The following is a 16,578-nucleotide window of genomic DNA, read 5'->3' on the forward strand; positions in this document are numbered from 1 at the left end:
AAAATGTCAACCAATTTTTTATCTACACCTTTAATTAAGGTAAAGGTAGAAGTTTTTTATCATTCTTGCCCTCATAACGTTTCCTCGGGCTTTTACTCTTGTGACCCAGAGGAAATAGCCTCAAAATTGAAAGGAATGAAGGCAGTAGTTATTGTAGGCAAATACGATGAAGAGCACTTAAAACTTTATAAAGAGGCTGCATTAAGAGCCGGTATAAATCCGCTCTTGGTAAGAGTAGTAGATTCAAGTTGGGGAGAAAAAGCTCTTGAAGAGAATAAGAAGATCTTAGAAAACGGATGGGTAGCTGATCTAGCTTTAGTTGAAGAGAAAGGCCTACCATTAAGTAGGAGAGAGCTAATAAGAGGAGAAATAAAGACAGTAAAAGATAGGATAGATAAACCAGTATGGATTTCCGATATGTGTAAACTTTATAGGGCATGTACGCTATGCCAGGATTCTTGTCCTTATAATGCAATAAAAGTTGATAAAAAGAGCGGAGTTTCAATTGATTATACTAAGTGCACTGCTTGTGGGTTGTGTGTTAGCTCATGTCCAATGAGTGCAATACAATTTCCTTCAGTTTCCCAACAGGCAATATTCGAGCTTAGTAAAATTAAGGGAAATAAAATAATTTCTTGTTATAAAGATAAGGGTAACTCTATAAAATTACCTTGTATAGCAATGCTATCTGCGGTAGATTTAGCATTATTGAGATCATCTGGAGAAGTAGAGTTACGCTGTCCAGGTTGTGAATTATCCAAAAATCTTGAGAGTTTAAAGAGAATTGTTACAGATCTGAACGAGGCTGTGGGAGGAATTTCGCTTATTACTCCAGAAGATAAAATAGAAAAGAAGGAAGCAAAGGTAGTGACTATAAGCTCATTCTCGTATTTGGCCAATAAGGCAGAGGCTATGCAAGAAATTATAAAGCAGAATAATTTGCCGGACATAACTTACGATGCGTTCGTTAATGAAAATTCATGCACTATGTGCGAAAGCTGTGCTAAATGGTGTCCGACTAGTGCATTAACTATAGAATACACGGACTCTGGTGAAAAGCTGTCTTTTAACCCAGATAAATGTATAGGCTGTAAAATATGCATAAACGTTTGTCCAGAAGGAGATAATGGTTGTTCTTCAGGAAATAAAGCAATAAAGTTAGTGCCAGCCAAGAAAGTGTCTCACGAGAAAAAGGATTTAATGAAAGATGAGATAGTGAGATGTAAGGTGTGTGGTGCAATTGTCGGGTCTAGAAAAAGCCTTAATTTAGTTAAGAAGATCATGAAAGAGAGAGGGTTGGAGTGCGATGATGAATGGCTTGAGAGATGTCCAACTCATAGGGCAGAGTATTCATTTCAAAAGTTCTTCGGTATGAAAGCTAAATTTAGACCTAGGAGGGGTCCAAATGAAGTGGGAGGAGTTTAAACTATTTTCCTACCTATTTATGGGAGTAAGATATAACAATAAAGCTAAGGATTTACTTGATAATGTAAAGGATAGAAAGTATTATGAAGTGGTAAAGAGAATAATAGAAATGATAGACTCTGGAAATAAGGACCAGCTTGCTACAGAATTCACTAGATGTTTTATCAACGATTATAAACACTTAAAATGCCCTCCATATGAATCTTGGTATAGAGAAAGAACAATATACGGTAAAGTCGTAGCCGAACTGTACGATATTTATGCAAAATACGGTATTCAGCCTATGAAAGAATTACCTGATCACATATCCACTGAAATGGAATTCCTAGCTTACATATTCTATCTAGGTAAGGAAGACGACGGTAAAAAATTCCTAGTAGAGCATATATTTAAGTGGGTTCCACTCTTTATTAATGATATAGAAAAATATCATTACGGCGAGTATACGAAGCTTTTAGGAAATTCATTAAAATTGTTTCTTGAAGAACTCTCAAACGATTTAAAGGAAAGTAAATAATTTTTAGGATAATATTTGTGTTGATGACCAAGAAATACCCTAATAATTTTTCCCATATATTAAGAATTAATACTCTGTAACTTCATTTTCGGCTGGAAGTTAGGCAATAGGCCACCGTGTCCCATCATTGCAATGTCCTCTTTTCTAGGTATTATCCCTGCCATAAGTCTTGTAAACATAACGTCTATAGCGTTGTAATCCCTATAGTATATCCCTCCTGCAGAAATGCCGAAAATAGGTATCGAGTCCCACATTGCAACTATGGACATTGTTGTCGGTTTAATTGGTAAACCGTATGATATAATTTTTCCTAGCTTACTTATAGCAATTGGAGTCTTGTCGGTAGCATCGACTGAAGTACCTCCAGTTACTATTACAGCCTCTGCACCATTATTTACTGCACTTTTTATTGCCTCCACTATCTTGTTTTCATCGTCTGGAACTATTTCTTTATACACTATACTCCATCCGTACTTATCTGCCTTTGCTTTAATTACGGGATAATATTGATCTTCCTTTCTACCTTCATAAATTTCCGTTCCAGTTATGACTAGTCCTATCTTATTCTTCTTAAACGGCGTTACGTCTATTATTTTTCCTACTTTTAGCTTATCTACTTCTTCCCTCTTCATTTTGAAAGGAATTACCTCAACTACGCCAATTAAATCTCCTTCTATTACTGGAGTATAGTTATACTTAGTAATAAGAAGTACGTTTTGGTTAAGGTTAAAAGATACTAGCTTATCTACATCTATAGTTATTACTCCTTTAACCTTTGAGAAAAGCATTGTTGAGCCTTGCTTTCCGGGCACTATATTGACGTTTTCTCCGCATACGCTTTCAGCTATCTGAGGTGTTATTTCCCATTCATATATGAAGTTGTCATTTCCCTCATCAATCCATACGTAATACACTCCAGAATTTTTTAATAATTCTACATCCTCTTTGGTTATTACATGACCTCTAGGCAATAACGTAGTCGCACCTTCTTTTCCTACGTACGTTGTATCGTAACCTAAAACCTTTCCGACTGCTTCTTCAGTTTTGACTTGTCTCATAGAATTATTTATGATTACACATATTTAAGCGTTTTATCTATTCCAAAGTCATTTGCAAAGTATTCTAAAGCTTAAGTAATATATAATAAAAAGTCAATTTAGAATTTTAAGTCATACTAGAGGAAATTGAGGAATCATACATATTACGCTAGTTTTTAATGATTATCAAACTACATTACTATATGATTTTGCAAAAATTAGCGGAAAGGATTATTCAATACGCAGACGGATTTGAAATTATAGATTACTGTTCTTGTTTAAGAGCCACTTATGTTGTTGTAAAAGATAAGAGAGGAAACAAATTCATCGGCGTTTCTCACATATCTTATGAAAATCTCCACAATCAAGGAGCTATTATAAAACCGGAAATTAATAAATTACAGAAATTAGTCAACGATATTAACGTAATAAATAGGAGTTTCGGACTAGCGCTAATTAATGCTATTTCGCAGAAATATATTGAGCCTAAAAAGGAATATCCGGAAATTAAGGAACCTATTTGTATAATAGGAAATATGCAACCGTTAGTCAAGGAATTTTATGGGAGGAAATTTTACGTATTTGAGAAATCCACGGAATTAAGAGGAAATGCGATGTCAGACTCTGAGGAAGAGCTTCTAGTTCCTGAATGCAAAACGTTATTTATTACTGGTGTTACTCTGTTAAATTTCACACTTGAGAGGATACTCGAAATTTCAAATGGAACGAATATACTTATAGGGCCTTCAGCAGGTTTTATTCCAGAGTTAGCAAAGGATTTAGGAATAAATTATGTACAGTCTATGAAATTTTATGATATTGAAAAAATAAGGGAATTTCTTAGATTAGGTAACTTTATTTCTCTAAAAATAAATGAGGATTTAGGAATAAATTATTCTATTCAAGTTAAATAAAGATTTATCGCAAACCATATCCACGCTACAAACGATAAAACTACTCCGCCTGGAGCCGCAACTATGGAAAACAAGAGTATAGCAGATATTCCCATCAAATAAATAGAATAAGAAACTCCCTTAATTCTAGTGAAAACTGTTAAAGGAGTAACACTCCTTATTAAATATACTGCACTAACTATGTAAAAAATTCCAGAAAGAACATAAGTATAAACTATTATTGCAAGGCTAAATACTGATGACGGAGGCAAAATTACAAAGAATTCTTTCAATCCAAAAGCAGTATACATTCCCACGGAAAAGCTTACGAATGATAGAAAAAGCATTGACATTGCTAAATAAAGGAATTTTCCCAATTCTTTTTCCCTCCCGTACTCCTTGTAAAGCGATCTTATATACGACGTTACAAGATAGATTCCTATAGCAGAAGTTATAATCCCGAAGATATTTAAAAAGAACGATATTGAAATTAGAACTGCGCCTATAACCGAGTAAACTTTTTCCATAGTTAATATATTCTCACTCTTTCGTTTAAATGTTTCATGAACTATTTATTCTAAATCTTTATTAACAATGTTAATAAGCTTTTTAACTCAATAAAAATGTTTCTATAATTAGACACTTATGGCTCTTTTTATATTCTTTAAAAAGACAATTAAAAAGAAATAGATTGTTTCCAAACAATTGATTGAGCCAAAAGAATTTTATATATAAGATACGTTATTGGTATTATGGCATTAAAAGTAAAATTAAAACATAAAAATGTTTTAACATTGGACGGTGAAGAAGTAGTTAAAAACGTTAAACCCCTTATCTCGAAGTACCAAGTGATTGTCGTGACGGAGGGAAATAAAATTATAGGATATTTGACCAGTGATGAGATAGGGAAAGCTAATGATGAGGAAAGGTTAAAAGACATAATTAAAAAGGGAAGAAGCGTCCTAACAATAACCGGAAAGGAAGATCCTTTGGAAATCTTGAATCTAATGGTAAGAAGTCATATAGATTATTTAATAATTGTAGATGAAAAAGGAAGAGTTAAAGGAGCTTTAAGTATAGATGACGCTTTAGAAAACGTAAAAAGAATGATAAAAAACCAAGATTAAGTCTTGTTAGTATATCCAAGCTTTATCGCGGTTTTAACTCCTTGTTTATATCCATAAATTCCGAAGATTACAACGCTGAGTATAACTAGGAAAAATCCTATGCCCAGGCTATGTAAGTTATGAACTTTTATTGGAGTTACTATATTGTAAGTTAAAAGCGGAGGATAAAGTAATATTGCAATTCCGCCAACTATAAACGCTATTCCACCGTATTCTAGCACTGTCTTAGTTATAGTCTTTCCTACAACTGCAATACCTTGGAAAGTTAAGTTCTTCATTCTAGTTAACCAGGCAGCAAAGGCGGTTCCGAAGAGCACTTGAGCAGTCATTGTTCCTAGACCAAATAACATTCCTGGAACCCATCCTAAGTAAGCGTTAGGCATTGTTGGAGCTAATACAGTGTAAACTATTAAAGCATAGGCTCCGAATCCAAAGCCTGCAATGAAACCATGAATAAAAGCCAACTTAACTGGAACAGGCTTTGTTAAATCCTTCTCGTTAACGTATGCAGGATTAATTTTATGCTGCAACTCTTGCTCTTGTAATTCACTTCCTTTCTTGTGTATTCCCGAAATTTCTCCCAGTCTTTTCTCGAGATAATGCCAGTGAGGATATCCTCCTTTCTTTGCTATATAAACTCCTGCAGCCGCCATGGCTATTCCTACAACGATGTAAGTTACGCCGAATGCTGTAGTAGTTATAAATATTCCTGCCAACGCTAAATAGGCTAATTCTGACAATATAGACCTTTGTAAAGTGAATCCTGAGGAGAATATTAATCCTGTCTTAGCTCCTCCTTTAGTGCTAAAAGTTCCGACAGAGTAGGAGAAAGTTATTGGCCAAGTATGTTCATCTGGCGTTACTCCATGAAGTATACCTAGCAAATAAGCTATAACTAAAGCACTGACTACGTCAACGTTCTGCGGATTCCAAAGATTTATTACCAACCAGTCAATCATATGAGTCACAAAATATTAGGTATACCCTAAAGTTTATAAATTTTTCTAACATAACTAAGTTGCCAGTAATAAACCATTCTTTCTCAATTCGTCCATAAATAGGGCATTCTGCGAGACTTCTTTTTCGTCGAAACTTACTTTGCCAATGTATTCAGTTATCCTTGAGCAGTCATACCTAGTTCCTGAATACTTTAGAGTACACTTAAAATCTGAGGGAAGAATATTTTTATTTATAGGTAGTTTTACAACTTTTTTCCTACCCAGGGTCTCTGCCATTATTTCAAAAAATCTATCTAAATTTACTAATTCGCACTCGTTAGCGTACATATAAACCCCTCTAGGTTTAGCTTCAGCTAATACTCTCATTAATTCTGCAATACGATTAGCACTGATTGTCGATACGGAAATTCCCATGGACGGAACAATTCCAAATTTAGATAACCAATACATTAACACGAAATGAACATGTACGCCGTACTTACCGTAAATAAATGTAGGTCTAATTATAGCTAAAGGGAAGCCTTTTTCCTTGGCTATTTTCATTACAGCTTTCTCTCCTTCGCATTTACTTATTTCATATGGAGTTAGTGGAGAAACGTTTTTGCAGTGCTCTTCCTCTTCTTTAACTTCACCAGTTAACCCAGTTGCCGCTGCAGAACTTACGTGAATAAGGACTTGATTTTGAAGATTCTCTGCTATTTTCTTTGGTATTTCTACGTGTGCAGTTTCTACGTCTACGTTACCGAATTTACCTATAGTATTTATTACCACATCGTTTGACTCTATAATTCTCTTTAATAAATCAACGTCGCTTAAAGGATCTAGTTTAACAAAATTAACTCCCTTCTCTTTCAATAACTTGTAATATACTTCTTTTACTCTTTCCAACGACCTATAGGTTACAGTGACTTCTCCGTACTTTGATAAGTACTCTGCAACATGAGTGGAAAGAAATCCTAAGCCTAAAATTAAGTATCTCATAGTTCTTTATACTCAGACATACATTTAAATATTAATTAATTTTATGATAAAAAATGTTAACAAGAGATAATAAGGGGAAAATGTTAATAAATTCATAAATTAATTATTTTTTGTAATACAAATTTTTTGATTACCATCATTTTAACTTAGAAAAGTTTTTATTTTCTTATTTCTAGAAGGTGATTATGAAAGTACTATTCCAAGTTTCAGAGGCAGAAAAAATACCTCTCTCGTACATTGCAATAAAGAACATGGCATCACAAAGCGATGTAGAGAACGTTATTGCAGTGTATTCAGAGACTGGAATTTTCGGAGTTACAAATAACCACGAGAAGGAAATAGAGGATTTACTATCAAATCCTAAGATTCAAGTCTATGCTTGCGGCGTTGCAATGAAAATGAATAATTTCACGGAAAAAGATTTAGCCAAAGGAGTAAAAGTCGCCCCAATAAGCTTTCACGAGATAGCAAAATGGCAAAAAGAAGGCTATATATACTTAAGGCTATAATATGAGAAGAAAAAAATATTTCTTTCTTCTCATATCATGTTGTGCATGAGAAAAATTTATGCTGTTGGTATATCCCCTTCTCCAGATTTAATAAGTTGTAAGGCAGTAGAGTTAATTGAAAAAGCTCCAGTAGTTCTAATCTACGATACAGATTTCCCATTCGAACTGGAGGAGATCATTAAAAATAAGAGAGTTATCAAACTAAAACCTGGTTTTAAAGATCCTAATGTTATAGAAGAGAATATTAGAACGTTAAAATCCATTGACGCGGATTGGGGAGTTTTCCTAGAAATAGGAGATCCGAGTATTAGGAATCCTTTATTTTATCATATTTTAGGAGGGAGTGAAGATTTCGAAATAGAGGTAATTCCGAGCATAAGCTCAGTAACAGCTGTATTCAGTAGGCTAGGTATTCACGTAAGGCACTTTTGCATGCTAGGAAGTGAAGAGGAAGATTTACTTAATAATTTAATAGATAAATGTGATCTATTTGTTATAGTTAATATACATAAGGAACACGCTGGGATTTTTAAAAGATTAAAGGAGCATGGATACGATGTAACCTTCATTGAAAACTGTTGCAATGAAAAAGAGAAAATTACTCACGAATATACCGGGAGTACTTACTGGATAATTGCTATCGCTAAAAAAGATCTTCCAGAAAGAACGCTTTAGCTACCATCTTAGGATTTTTTGTTACTTCTTCTACCCATTCTTTTACCTTTGGGTGTCTCCATCCTTTCTTGTACCTCTCCCATATTTCCTCCATTGAATGCTTCCTAACGTCAGCAACAACATAAGGAATTGAGTTTAATAATCTCACTTTTCCGTTAGCCATCATAAGTATTGACGAAGGTGGATCCTCCAATCTTATTCTCAATTCTTCTACCAAATCTACTGGATAAAATACTATTTTAACGTCCTTATATTCTGTACTTTTATTTTTTACAATTCCTTCAATATATTTATAATCTTCATCATTAAGAGATAAGATACTCCAATGGTTTACAGCGTTTCCCAAGTACATGATTTTTCCAGTGTATACTGCCTTCGCGCCTAATTCAACTACCTTATCTATAACGTCGCCTAATTCCTTGAAATTAATTTTTGTAGGTACGAATTCAACTTCAACGTATATTCCTCTTTCGCTTAGGTATCTTATTGCGTTTAGTGCTTTTTCTAGTACTCCTCTTGGTCTCATCGTTGAGTAAGTTTTTTGCGTTGCACCGTCAATGCTTATTTGTACAGATCTCGGTTCTAATTTAGCTATCCTATCTGCTACACTCTCAGAAATTAAATTACCATTACTCTCAATCTTAACCTCAACACCGTTATTCCTAAAACAAGAAAAAAGATCCCAAAAACCAGGATAAAGAAGAGGTTCTCCACCAGATAATGCTGCATAAGGTATTCCGAAATCAGCTATCTTTTTGCATAAATTCATTGACTCCTTAGGAGACAATTCATCAGGATAAGCAGCATTAGGGCCTGACATCTCTAGACAATGTATGCACTCAAGGTTACATCTATTTGTTAACTGCCAAGACCAATACGTAGGAGCCGTTAAAAAGTCTAAAGTGAAACTCATGCTATACTATATTCTCTTAAACGATTAAAAGTATATTCTTCCTTTTTAAGAACATGTTTCAAAGCTCGTTAAACGCATCTTGTAACTAATACAACTTAATTGAAATATATACTCTCTTATTCCCTCTGGCTAACGCCAGGTTAATGTGCTGTAAGTCGAGCTGAACATTTATTATATCATATTTCTTTAGTAATTTGGAAAGTATCTTACTTAAAGCGGGTAAATCTATTGACCTCAAAGTAACGTTGGTCTCAATACCGTAAAGTGTCACATCAAACTTAGATTTAGAGAGCACAACATTTAAAATTCTAAAATCAACACTCATAAATGAAATGGATAGAACTGATTAAAAAGGAATAATATATACGAATTTAAATATAATTTATTAACAGTGTTAAAGCTTCTATATAAACTTAGATTAAATTCTTGTTCCTTATTTAAAGGAAGTTATAATAGCTAATTATTAAAAATCTTAGATTAAATTTCTTATTCAGATTTTTTATAGATTTAGTTCTTATAATTATAAACTTAATAAACAATACACTCCTAAGAATATCATAAACACTCCTAGCATAAGAAGCGCCAATTTTCCTGCTTTCTCCATTATTGTAAAATCCTTGGAAACTTTTAACACTCCCTTATACACAAGTAATACAACCACAGATTGCGAAATAAATGAGCCTATACCGAATAATAATCCTATCATAAATCCCAAATTACTTGGTATTACTGGAATTAATAGAGTTGTTAGTATTAAAACAATTATGAAATCGCCGCCAAACGCTGCTGCTAATCCGTGAACCCAGATTACTCTATAGTCGGCAGATTCTACCTTGCCCTTTTTGCTAACGCTGAGTATAAATAATGCCACAGATATCATTGTAACTCCTACTACCATATCGACATATGGATCGAAGTCGTGTGATGAAAAGAAAGGCAAGACCTCTGATGTAAGAGCACTGAGTGAGGCCCAAACTATAGTCAACGCTCCTGCAAATACTGCTGTTGATAGTAATGCTCTCCTTATACTACTCTGCATAAGTCCATAAGACACTGTTATGGGCCAAGTGTGTTCGTCCGGTTTTAGACCGTGAATAACTCCTATTATAAACACTGCAAGCGCCCAATATTCTCCTAGATATGTTAGAACGCTCCTTACTACGGGCTCTAAAATATCTGGTAAAGATAATATGGCTATAGCTAATGCAAGTGAGATTATTACTGCAATTAGTATGTCTTTTCTCATATATTATATTTAGGGTTACCCTAATATTTAACTTTATCGGAGTTTAACTTGAATAGCGCTATACGAGTTCAGAAATCTTTATATTATATGGATAAAGAAAAATAAAGTAAGGGAATCTGTATGCAAGAGATGTATAAATCTAAGAAAATATGGGAAAAACCAGAAATTGTAGATGTGTCACAAAAAGTCATGGCACAACCCTTTATCAGATTCACGTAAAGGGATAAAGATATGTCGTTTTTTAATATTAAAAATAAAGTTAAGTTAAGAAAAGAAAAGAACGGGACTGTGCTGTTCGACATAGAAAATGAGAAGGTTTACGTTCTAAATTCCACAGCAGAAGAGATAATAAATAAGATAAAAGAAGGGAAATCGCTAGAAGAAATAATAAAGGAATTAAAAGAAGAATATCAAGATCCGGAAAATAAAATCGAGGATGATGTAAGGAAATTTATAGATAACCTAAGGGAAGCAGGTATATTAGTTGATTCAAAATGAAGCCAATTTCCAATTTTTCTATAGACGACTTAAACGCTCCAACGTATTGGATTTGGCAATTGACTAATAGGTGTAATTTAGAGTGCATACACTGTTTATGGGAATCCGGTCCTAATGCTGCCTATCCAGATGAGTTATCTCCTAAGGAATCTTTAGAAGTATGTAACAAAATCGTTAAGATGCAGATACCTTATACTACGCTTTCTGGTGGAGAACCTCTTCTTTATCCTGGTTTTTGGGATCTTTTTTCTTGTTTTAGGAATAACGGTGTTGAGGTTAAGATTGAGAGTAATGGTAATTTAATTTCTGAGAGTGTAGCAGATAGGATAGCTAAATTAGAACCGAGATCTGTACAAATAAGCATTGACGGTGCAACGCAAAAAACTTACTCAACGATGAGACCAAGAGGAGTACTAGAAAAAGCACTAAACGCAATAAGATACCTAAGCGAAAGAGGAATATACATGGAGGCAGTTTTTGTACCAACGAGGTTTAATTACAAAGAATTTGGTGACGTTGTAGATATTTTGCACTCATTAGGCGTTAAGACTCTCTATACCGGAATTACAATGTATTTAGGTAGAGCTGTTAAGAACTGGAATATCGTAAATCCCACTAGAGAAGAATACAAGTATGTAATAGACGTTGCAAGAAGTAAGGCAAGAGAATATAAGGACATGAATATCATATTTTATCCTTTTGGACTTATAGAAGAGTTAAAATTCAGGCTTGAAAATCCTCCAGCCAGCCCATTGCTTCTATCCAACGGTAAAGTGAAACTACTTGGACCAATTCCTTATGTTGTTGCTGACGTTAGGAAGCATTCAATGGAGGAAATATGGGAGAGGTACAAGAAAGGATGGAGACACCCAAAGGTAAAAGAATGGGTAGAAGAAGTAACAAAAAACCCAGAAAAAGTGAAAATAACTACTCAGCACAGTAAATTCATAGATTTGTGGAGTGAATAAAATGTTTAGGAAAGTCTTACAATTACTAAGATATAGATTTTTTCTCACTTCTGGACTTCTTCCGTATTTGCTAGGCTCTGCAATAGGATATCATGTAATGCGCAGTTTTAATTTAAGTAATTTTATACTAGGCATTCTAGGTATTTTCATGTTACTGGGTACCGTAGAATCATTCAATGAATATTTTGATCCTGCAGATAGAGTCTTCATGCTTGATAATGAAAAAAATAAACCATCTTTAAAATGGCTACTCTTTGGTATAGTCAGTCTAGTTATTGCAAGTTCAATTGCTCTTTACTTTACATTAATAATAGGTTATATTGTACTTTTGATCTCACTTCTGGGTGTCGTATTAGCCGTGTTCTATGTAGGACCACCTTTAAGGTTAGCATTTAGAGGACTAGGTGAATTAGCTATATTTTTAGCTTACGGACCTTTTATGACTCTTGGCGCTTTTGTATTACAAACGTACTCAATAAGCTTCACTCCAATAATTCCTTCAATTATAACTGGTATTGTTATAGTTTCTCTAGATCTAGCCAATGAAATTCCGGACTATTATCAGGATAAACTATCGGGTAAAAATACAATTACTGTAAGAATAGGAGTAAATAATAGCAGAAAACTCATTTTATATCTTGTTTTGCTTTCCTTCATATTTTTAGTTCTGGGAGTAATATTATTCTCTATGCCGGAATTCAGTTTGCTATACTTAGCATTACTCCCCATTATTATTAAATCAGTCCCGAAGAGAAATTATGAAGAAACAATGCAATACATTCCGCTAATAAAAACGTTAGCCGTAACGTACATCCTTGTCAACGTAATATTCATTGTATCATATGTCTTATAGCTATGCTCATATTGATATAACAAAGCATATTTATTTTACACCTAAGATAACTTATATTCATGAATATATTCGAATTAGATTCTCCGCTAATGTGGGCATGGCATCTAACAAATGAGTGTAATATGCTATGTATACACTGTCTCTGGCCATCAGGGCCAAGGATGAAGTTCCAAAACGAACTATCAACTGCAGAGTCCCTAGATTTATGCAAAAAGATAGCTGATTTCGGAATACCTTACGTAGCGCTATCTGGTGGAGAACCTCTTCTTTATCCTGGTTTTTGGGAGGTAAGCAGGTGTATTTCAGATAATGCTATGCAACTAAAAATAGAAAGCAATGGACAATTCATAGATAAAGAAACTGCGGTCAGATTATCTAAATTAAATCTTAAATCTGTACAAATAAGCATAGATGGTGCTTCCCCAAAAACGTTTTCATTAGTTAGGCAAGGTGGCAGTTTTGAAAAGGCAGTTAGTGCTGTAAAATATCTGGTAGAAGAAGGAGTTGATGTTGAAATAGTGTTTGTTCCAACAAAATTAAATATAAACGAAATTGAAAAAACTATAGATTTAGCCTACTCTTTAGGAGCTAAAGCGTTTTTGACACAAAAAACTATGTACTTAGGCAGAGCAATTAGTAATTGGAAAAACATAGGATTAAATAATGAAGACTATGCATATATTTCCACTGTCATTAATAAAAAATCAAAGGAATATAAAAACATGAAGATCCTATTTTATCCATATGATTCAATTGAGGAATTACAGCACTATATTCAATATCCTCCAGCAAGCCCTCTTATGATATCTAATGGTAAAGTAATTCTAACAACGTCAATTCCTTATGTTGTTGCTGACGTTAGGAAGCATTCAATGGAGGAAATATGGGAGAGGTACAAGAAAGGATGGAGACACCCAAAGGTAAAAGAATGGGTAGAAGAAGTAACAAAAAACCCAGAAAAACTATCCTTAGCACATAATTTCGTAGACTTGTCTGTCTAATTAACAATATTTAACATTAGATAAGCCGATATTATTATGAACATTTTTAAATATATCCATCTGTTCATATTTCATATGAAAAGACGAGATTTTATTATAGCTATAACTGCGTTAGCCTTAGCATCTATTGTAGGCGGGGTTGTATATTTTGATAACGAAGGAAACAATTACAGTGGAGAGGTTAAAATAATTGACTCTAAGGGAAGGACTGTATACATTCCTAAAGAAATCAACAAAGTAGTAGCATTAGGACCAGGTACGTTAGGGATGGTAATTTATGCAGGAGGATTAGATAAAATTTCTGGAATAGAACAAATAGAGCTTAGGAACATGTGGGGACAAGACTGCTGGTTAGCATATCATGATAAATTTAAAGGACTACCTATAATAGGACAAGGAGGACCAAACGCAACTCCTGATCCTTCTGCAATACTGACAGCTAAACCACAGGTGATAATAGAAGATCAACTTTATGCCCAAGTTATGGATCCTAACCAACTACAAGAAGAAACAAAAATTCCAGTTATAGTCGTATACACTTTTTCTCCTAAACGGATTGGAGAACTGGGCCCTAACACGTTTAAATCTTCCATGTCATTGCTCGGAGAAATACTAGGAACAACAGATAGGACGAACGAATTGAATGAATACGTTAATAGCTTAGTGAGTGACCTTAACAGCAGAACGAGTGATATTTCCTATAGGCCTTCGGTCTATGTAGGGGGGTTGCCTTATAAAACTGGATCCGAAGGATTCCTAGGCACTGACGTTGATTTTGAAGTACTAAACTTAATTAATACGAAGAGCGTAGTCGATAACTTAGGATGGCCTCCAGGCTTTTATAATATAGATTTTAGTTACTTATTAGAAACACAGCCTGAATTTGTATTTATAGACGAAGGAAATCTTGAGACAGTCATTTCAGAATTTTCTCAAAATAAACAACAGTTTTGCTCGTTAAATGCTTTTAAAAACGGGAACGTATATGGGCTTTTACCGTATAGATGGTACCAAGTTAATGTAACTAACGAATTTCTATCCGCATATTACATTGGCAAAATTCTGTACCCAGATAATTTCAGCGATGTAGATATTGTTTCATTAGCTAATGAAATTTATACAAAGTTCCTAGGAATTAATATTTACTCTGATTATTTAAAATATGCTCCTGGCTATGTTAATATTTCAGGTTATTTCCAATGTTAAAAACTGAAATTATATTAAAACATAGAAAGAAATTAATTTTTGTTCTAGTTTTCTTGCTTATTATTACATTTTTTATTTACCTTAATTTAGGTTATTATCCTACGAGATTTTCTCAAGTGTTTGATTTCTTAACTAACAAGATACCATATGATAGCCCGTTATCTGCCGTACTGAGTTTAAGGCTCAGAAGAGCACTTGTAGCAATATTTGCTGGTGCACTCATGGGAGTAAGTGGAGCGGTATTACAAGGGACAATGAGAAATCCTTTAGCATCACCGTTTACTTTAGGCATACCGCAAGCTTCTGCGTTGGGTGTTGCGTTAGTACTTATAATTTCATCAAATATGTCTTTCTTCCTATTGCAATCCCCATTTATCTTGCCTTTATTTGCGTTTTTAATGGCATTGCTTCAAGTTTTCTTAATAATATTACTATCTAGAGCTCTTGGAATGTCTTCTGGAGCATTAATATTATCTGCCATAGCTTTGAGCTTTGTTTATCAAGCTATCCTATCTCTGAGTGAGTATTTATTCTTGAACGACCTACAAGTAGATATAATTGTTTTCTGGACTTTCGGGGATCTTAGTAGGGCAGGATGGCAACAAGTTTATATAATAGGTATCTCCGCACTAATCCTATTACCTTTGTTCTATTACTTTTCAATAGATCTAGATCTTATCGTTTTAGGTGACGAGATAGCTGAATCCTCTGGATTGGACGCCAAGAAATTCAGGCTAATTAGTACTTTGCTGGTTGCCTTAGCAGAGGCAGTGCCAACGTCTTTCATAGGCGTAATACCATTTCTAGGATTAGTAGCTCCGCATTTAGGAAGATTAATAGTAGGTGGAAGTCATAAATATTTAATACCTACATCCGCTTTAGTTGGTTCAGAATTACTTCTCGTAGCAGATTTACTAGGAAGAATCATAATAATGCCAATTACCATACCTGTAGGTATAATTTTATCATTCATTGGAACACCTATTCTTATAATCTTAGCAGTGGTGAGGATGGGTGGTAACGCTAAAAGTCTCCAACGTTAGCTTAAGTTACTCGAGCGTAAAAGTTCTCAATAATGTAACTTTTTCTCTTGAAGAGAACTCTGTAATATCTTTATTAGGACCTAACGGGTCTGGGAAAACTACATTGCTAAAGACTATTGATGGACTCTTAAGACCTAATAACGGCTCCGTATATGTCAATTGTAAGTTAGTACATCAGCTTAGTAGAAAAGACGTTGCAAAGCTCTTGGGTTATGTGCCACAAAAGTTAGAAGTTTCAGAACTTACAGCGTTTGAGTTTGTGCTTACTGCTAGAAGGCCTTATGTGGATTTTGACTATTCTAAAGAGGATAAGAGAATTGCTCTCGATGCATTAAAAGAGGTTGGGATGTTGCAATTTAAGGACAGATTGTTGACCGAGCTTAGCGGGGGACAGTTGCAAAAAATATACATTGCGAGAGCTTTAGCTTCTGGGGCAAATGTTCTGCTTTTTGACGAACCTACCTCAAACTTAGATCCAAAGGCTTCATCGGAAGTGATGAGACTACTAAAGAGAATAAGTCTACTCTCAAATAAAATAATTATTATTTCTATACATGATCTAACCTTGGCTTACAGATACTCTGATATTTCAATTTTTCTTAAGGATGGAAAAATTGTAGCAATAGGCAAGACGGACGAAGTGTTCAATACGGATATAATAAAACTTGTATATGAAATTGATGCAGAAGTAGATAAAAATAAGAAAATAGTTATCTTCTACTATTAG

At 34.2% G+C, this 16,578-nt stretch carries 20 protein-coding genes; 13 read left to right on the forward strand and 7 right to left on the reverse strand.

Annotation, left to right across the window (positions count from 1 at the left end; all coding sequences use genetic code 11):
* The first annotated feature begins 3 nt into the window (after positions 1–3).
* Positions 4–1,425, forward strand: coding sequence for a 4Fe-4S binding protein (locus tag D1866_RS07890; protein ID WP_152943467.1), 1,422 nt, complete (start codon positions 4–6; stop codon positions 1,423–1,425).
* The gene (locus D1866_RS07895; RefSeq protein WP_152943465.1) at positions 1,406–1,942 is read left to right on the forward strand and encodes a TorD/DmsD family molecular chaperone; all 537 of its coding nucleotides are present in this window, start codon (positions 1,406–1,408) and stop codon (positions 1,940–1,942) included. Before D1866_RS07890 ends, D1866_RS07895 begins: the two co-directional genes overlap by 20 nt.
* A gap of 59 nt (positions 1,943–2,001) precedes the next feature.
* Here D1866_RS07895 and D1866_RS07900 read toward each other — a convergent pair whose 3' ends face one another.
* Positions 2,002–3,000, reverse strand: coding sequence for a molybdopterin-binding protein (locus tag D1866_RS07900; RefSeq protein ID WP_152943463.1), 999 nt, complete (start codon positions 2,998–3,000; stop codon positions 2,002–2,004).
* A 182-nt stretch (positions 3,001–3,182) separates the two neighbouring features.
* Here D1866_RS07900 and D1866_RS07905 point away from each other — a divergent pair, with 182 nt between their 5' ends.
* Complete coding sequence (locus D1866_RS07905) at positions 3,183–3,893, forward strand: Rossmann-like domain-containing protein (protein WP_152943461.1); 711 nt, start codon at positions 3,183–3,185, stop codon at positions 3,891–3,893.
* Here D1866_RS07905 and D1866_RS07910 read toward each other — a convergent pair.
* A complete protein-coding gene (locus D1866_RS07910; protein ID WP_152943459.1) occupies positions 3,881–4,399 on the reverse strand; it encodes a hypothetical protein in 519 nt (172 codons plus the stop codon). The genes D1866_RS07905 and D1866_RS07910 overlap by 13 nt on opposite strands.
* Before the next feature lie 225 nt (positions 4,400–4,624).
* On the opposite strand from D1866_RS07910, the gene D1866_RS07915 reads away from it, so the two are divergent.
* On the forward strand, positions 4,625–4,999 hold the full coding sequence (locus tag D1866_RS07915; protein ID WP_152943458.1) for a CBS domain-containing protein: 375 nt from the start codon (positions 4,625–4,627) through the stop codon (positions 4,997–4,999).
* Here the strand turns inward: D1866_RS07915 and D1866_RS07920 are convergent.
* A complete protein-coding gene (locus tag D1866_RS07920; protein WP_152943456.1) occupies positions 4,996–5,958 on the reverse strand; it encodes a hypothetical protein in 963 nt (320 codons plus the stop codon). The genes D1866_RS07915 and D1866_RS07920 overlap by 4 nt on opposite strands.
* A gap of 54 nt (positions 5,959–6,012) precedes the next feature.
* Positions 6,013–6,939: an NAD-dependent epimerase/dehydratase family protein gene (locus tag D1866_RS07925; protein ID WP_152943454.1), complete on the reverse strand. Its 927-nt coding sequence runs from the start codon at positions 6,937–6,939 to the stop codon at positions 6,013–6,015.
* 185 nt (positions 6,940–7,124) lie between these two features.
* On the opposite strand from D1866_RS07925, the gene D1866_RS07930 reads away from it, so the two are divergent.
* Together D1866_RS07930 and D1866_RS07935 are read left to right on the forward strand one after the other, a co-directional pair.
* Positions 7,125–7,448 (forward strand): DsrE family protein, encoded by a 324-nt coding sequence (locus D1866_RS07930; RefSeq protein WP_152943452.1) that lies wholly within the window; start codon positions 7,125–7,127, stop codon positions 7,446–7,448.
* A gap of 45 nt (positions 7,449–7,493) precedes the next feature.
* Positions 7,494–8,123 (forward strand): SAM-dependent methyltransferase, encoded by a 630-nt coding sequence (locus tag D1866_RS07935; protein WP_170254156.1) that lies wholly within the window; start codon positions 7,494–7,496, stop codon positions 8,121–8,123.
* Here D1866_RS07935 and D1866_RS07940 read toward each other — a convergent pair.
* From D1866_RS07940 to D1866_RS07950, 3 genes are all read right to left on the reverse strand, one after another.
* On the reverse strand, positions 8,092–9,036 hold the full coding sequence (locus D1866_RS07940) for a radical SAM protein (protein WP_152943448.1): 945 nt from the start codon (positions 9,034–9,036) through the stop codon (positions 8,092–8,094). The genes D1866_RS07935 and D1866_RS07940 overlap by 32 nt on opposite strands.
* Before the next feature lie 85 nt (positions 9,037–9,121).
* Complete coding sequence (locus D1866_RS07945) at positions 9,122–9,361, reverse strand: hypothetical protein (protein ID WP_152943445.1); 240 nt, start codon at positions 9,359–9,361, stop codon at positions 9,122–9,124.
* Positions 9,362–9,556: 195 nt separating this feature from the next.
* A complete protein-coding gene (locus tag D1866_RS07950; RefSeq protein WP_152943443.1) occupies positions 9,557–10,282 on the reverse strand; it encodes a hypothetical protein in 726 nt (241 codons plus the stop codon).
* Positions 10,283–10,513: 231 nt separating this feature from the next.
* Here D1866_RS07950 and pqqD point away from each other — a divergent pair, with 231 nt between their 5' ends.
* The 7 genes from pqqD to D1866_RS07985 all read left to right on the forward strand — a co-directional run bounded on the left by pqqD (position 10,514) and on the right by D1866_RS07985 (position 16,578).
* Complete coding sequence (gene pqqD, locus D1866_RS07955) at positions 10,514–10,780, forward strand: pyrroloquinoline quinone biosynthesis peptide chaperone PqqD (protein ID WP_152943441.1); 267 nt, start codon at positions 10,514–10,516, stop codon at positions 10,778–10,780.
* Positions 10,777–11,748 (forward strand): radical SAM protein, encoded by a 972-nt coding sequence (locus tag D1866_RS07960; protein WP_152943440.1) that lies wholly within the window; start codon positions 10,777–10,779, stop codon positions 11,746–11,748. The genes pqqD and D1866_RS07960 overlap by 4 nt, the downstream gene beginning before the upstream one ends.
* Before the next feature lies 1 nt (position 11,749).
* Entirely contained in the window at positions 11,750–12,601 is an 852-nt protein-coding gene (locus tag D1866_RS07965) for a prenyltransferase (RefSeq protein WP_152943437.1), read from the forward strand.
* Positions 12,602–12,690: 89 nt separating this feature from the next.
* Positions 12,691–13,602, forward strand: coding sequence for a radical SAM protein (locus D1866_RS07970; RefSeq protein ID WP_269199654.1), 912 nt, complete (start codon positions 12,691–12,693; stop codon positions 13,600–13,602).
* A 75-nt stretch (positions 13,603–13,677) separates the two neighbouring features.
* Positions 13,678–14,808 (forward strand): ABC transporter substrate-binding protein, encoded by a 1,131-nt coding sequence (locus D1866_RS07975; protein ID WP_170254155.1) that lies wholly within the window; start codon positions 13,678–13,680, stop codon positions 14,806–14,808.
* Positions 14,802–15,851 (forward strand): FecCD family ABC transporter permease, encoded by a 1,050-nt coding sequence (locus D1866_RS07980; RefSeq protein WP_152943431.1) that lies wholly within the window; start codon positions 14,802–14,804, stop codon positions 15,849–15,851. Before D1866_RS07975 ends, D1866_RS07980 begins: the two co-directional genes overlap by 7 nt.
* On the forward strand, positions 15,823–16,578 hold the full coding sequence (locus D1866_RS07985; protein WP_152943429.1) for an ABC transporter ATP-binding protein: 756 nt from the start codon (positions 15,823–15,825) through the stop codon (positions 16,576–16,578). Before D1866_RS07980 ends, D1866_RS07985 begins: the two co-directional genes overlap by 29 nt.

The sequence above is a fragment of the Acidianus ambivalens genome (assembly GCF_009729015.1).
GTDB classification, from domain to species: Archaea; Thermoproteota; Thermoprotei_A; order Sulfolobales; family Sulfolobaceae; genus Acidianus; species Acidianus ambivalens.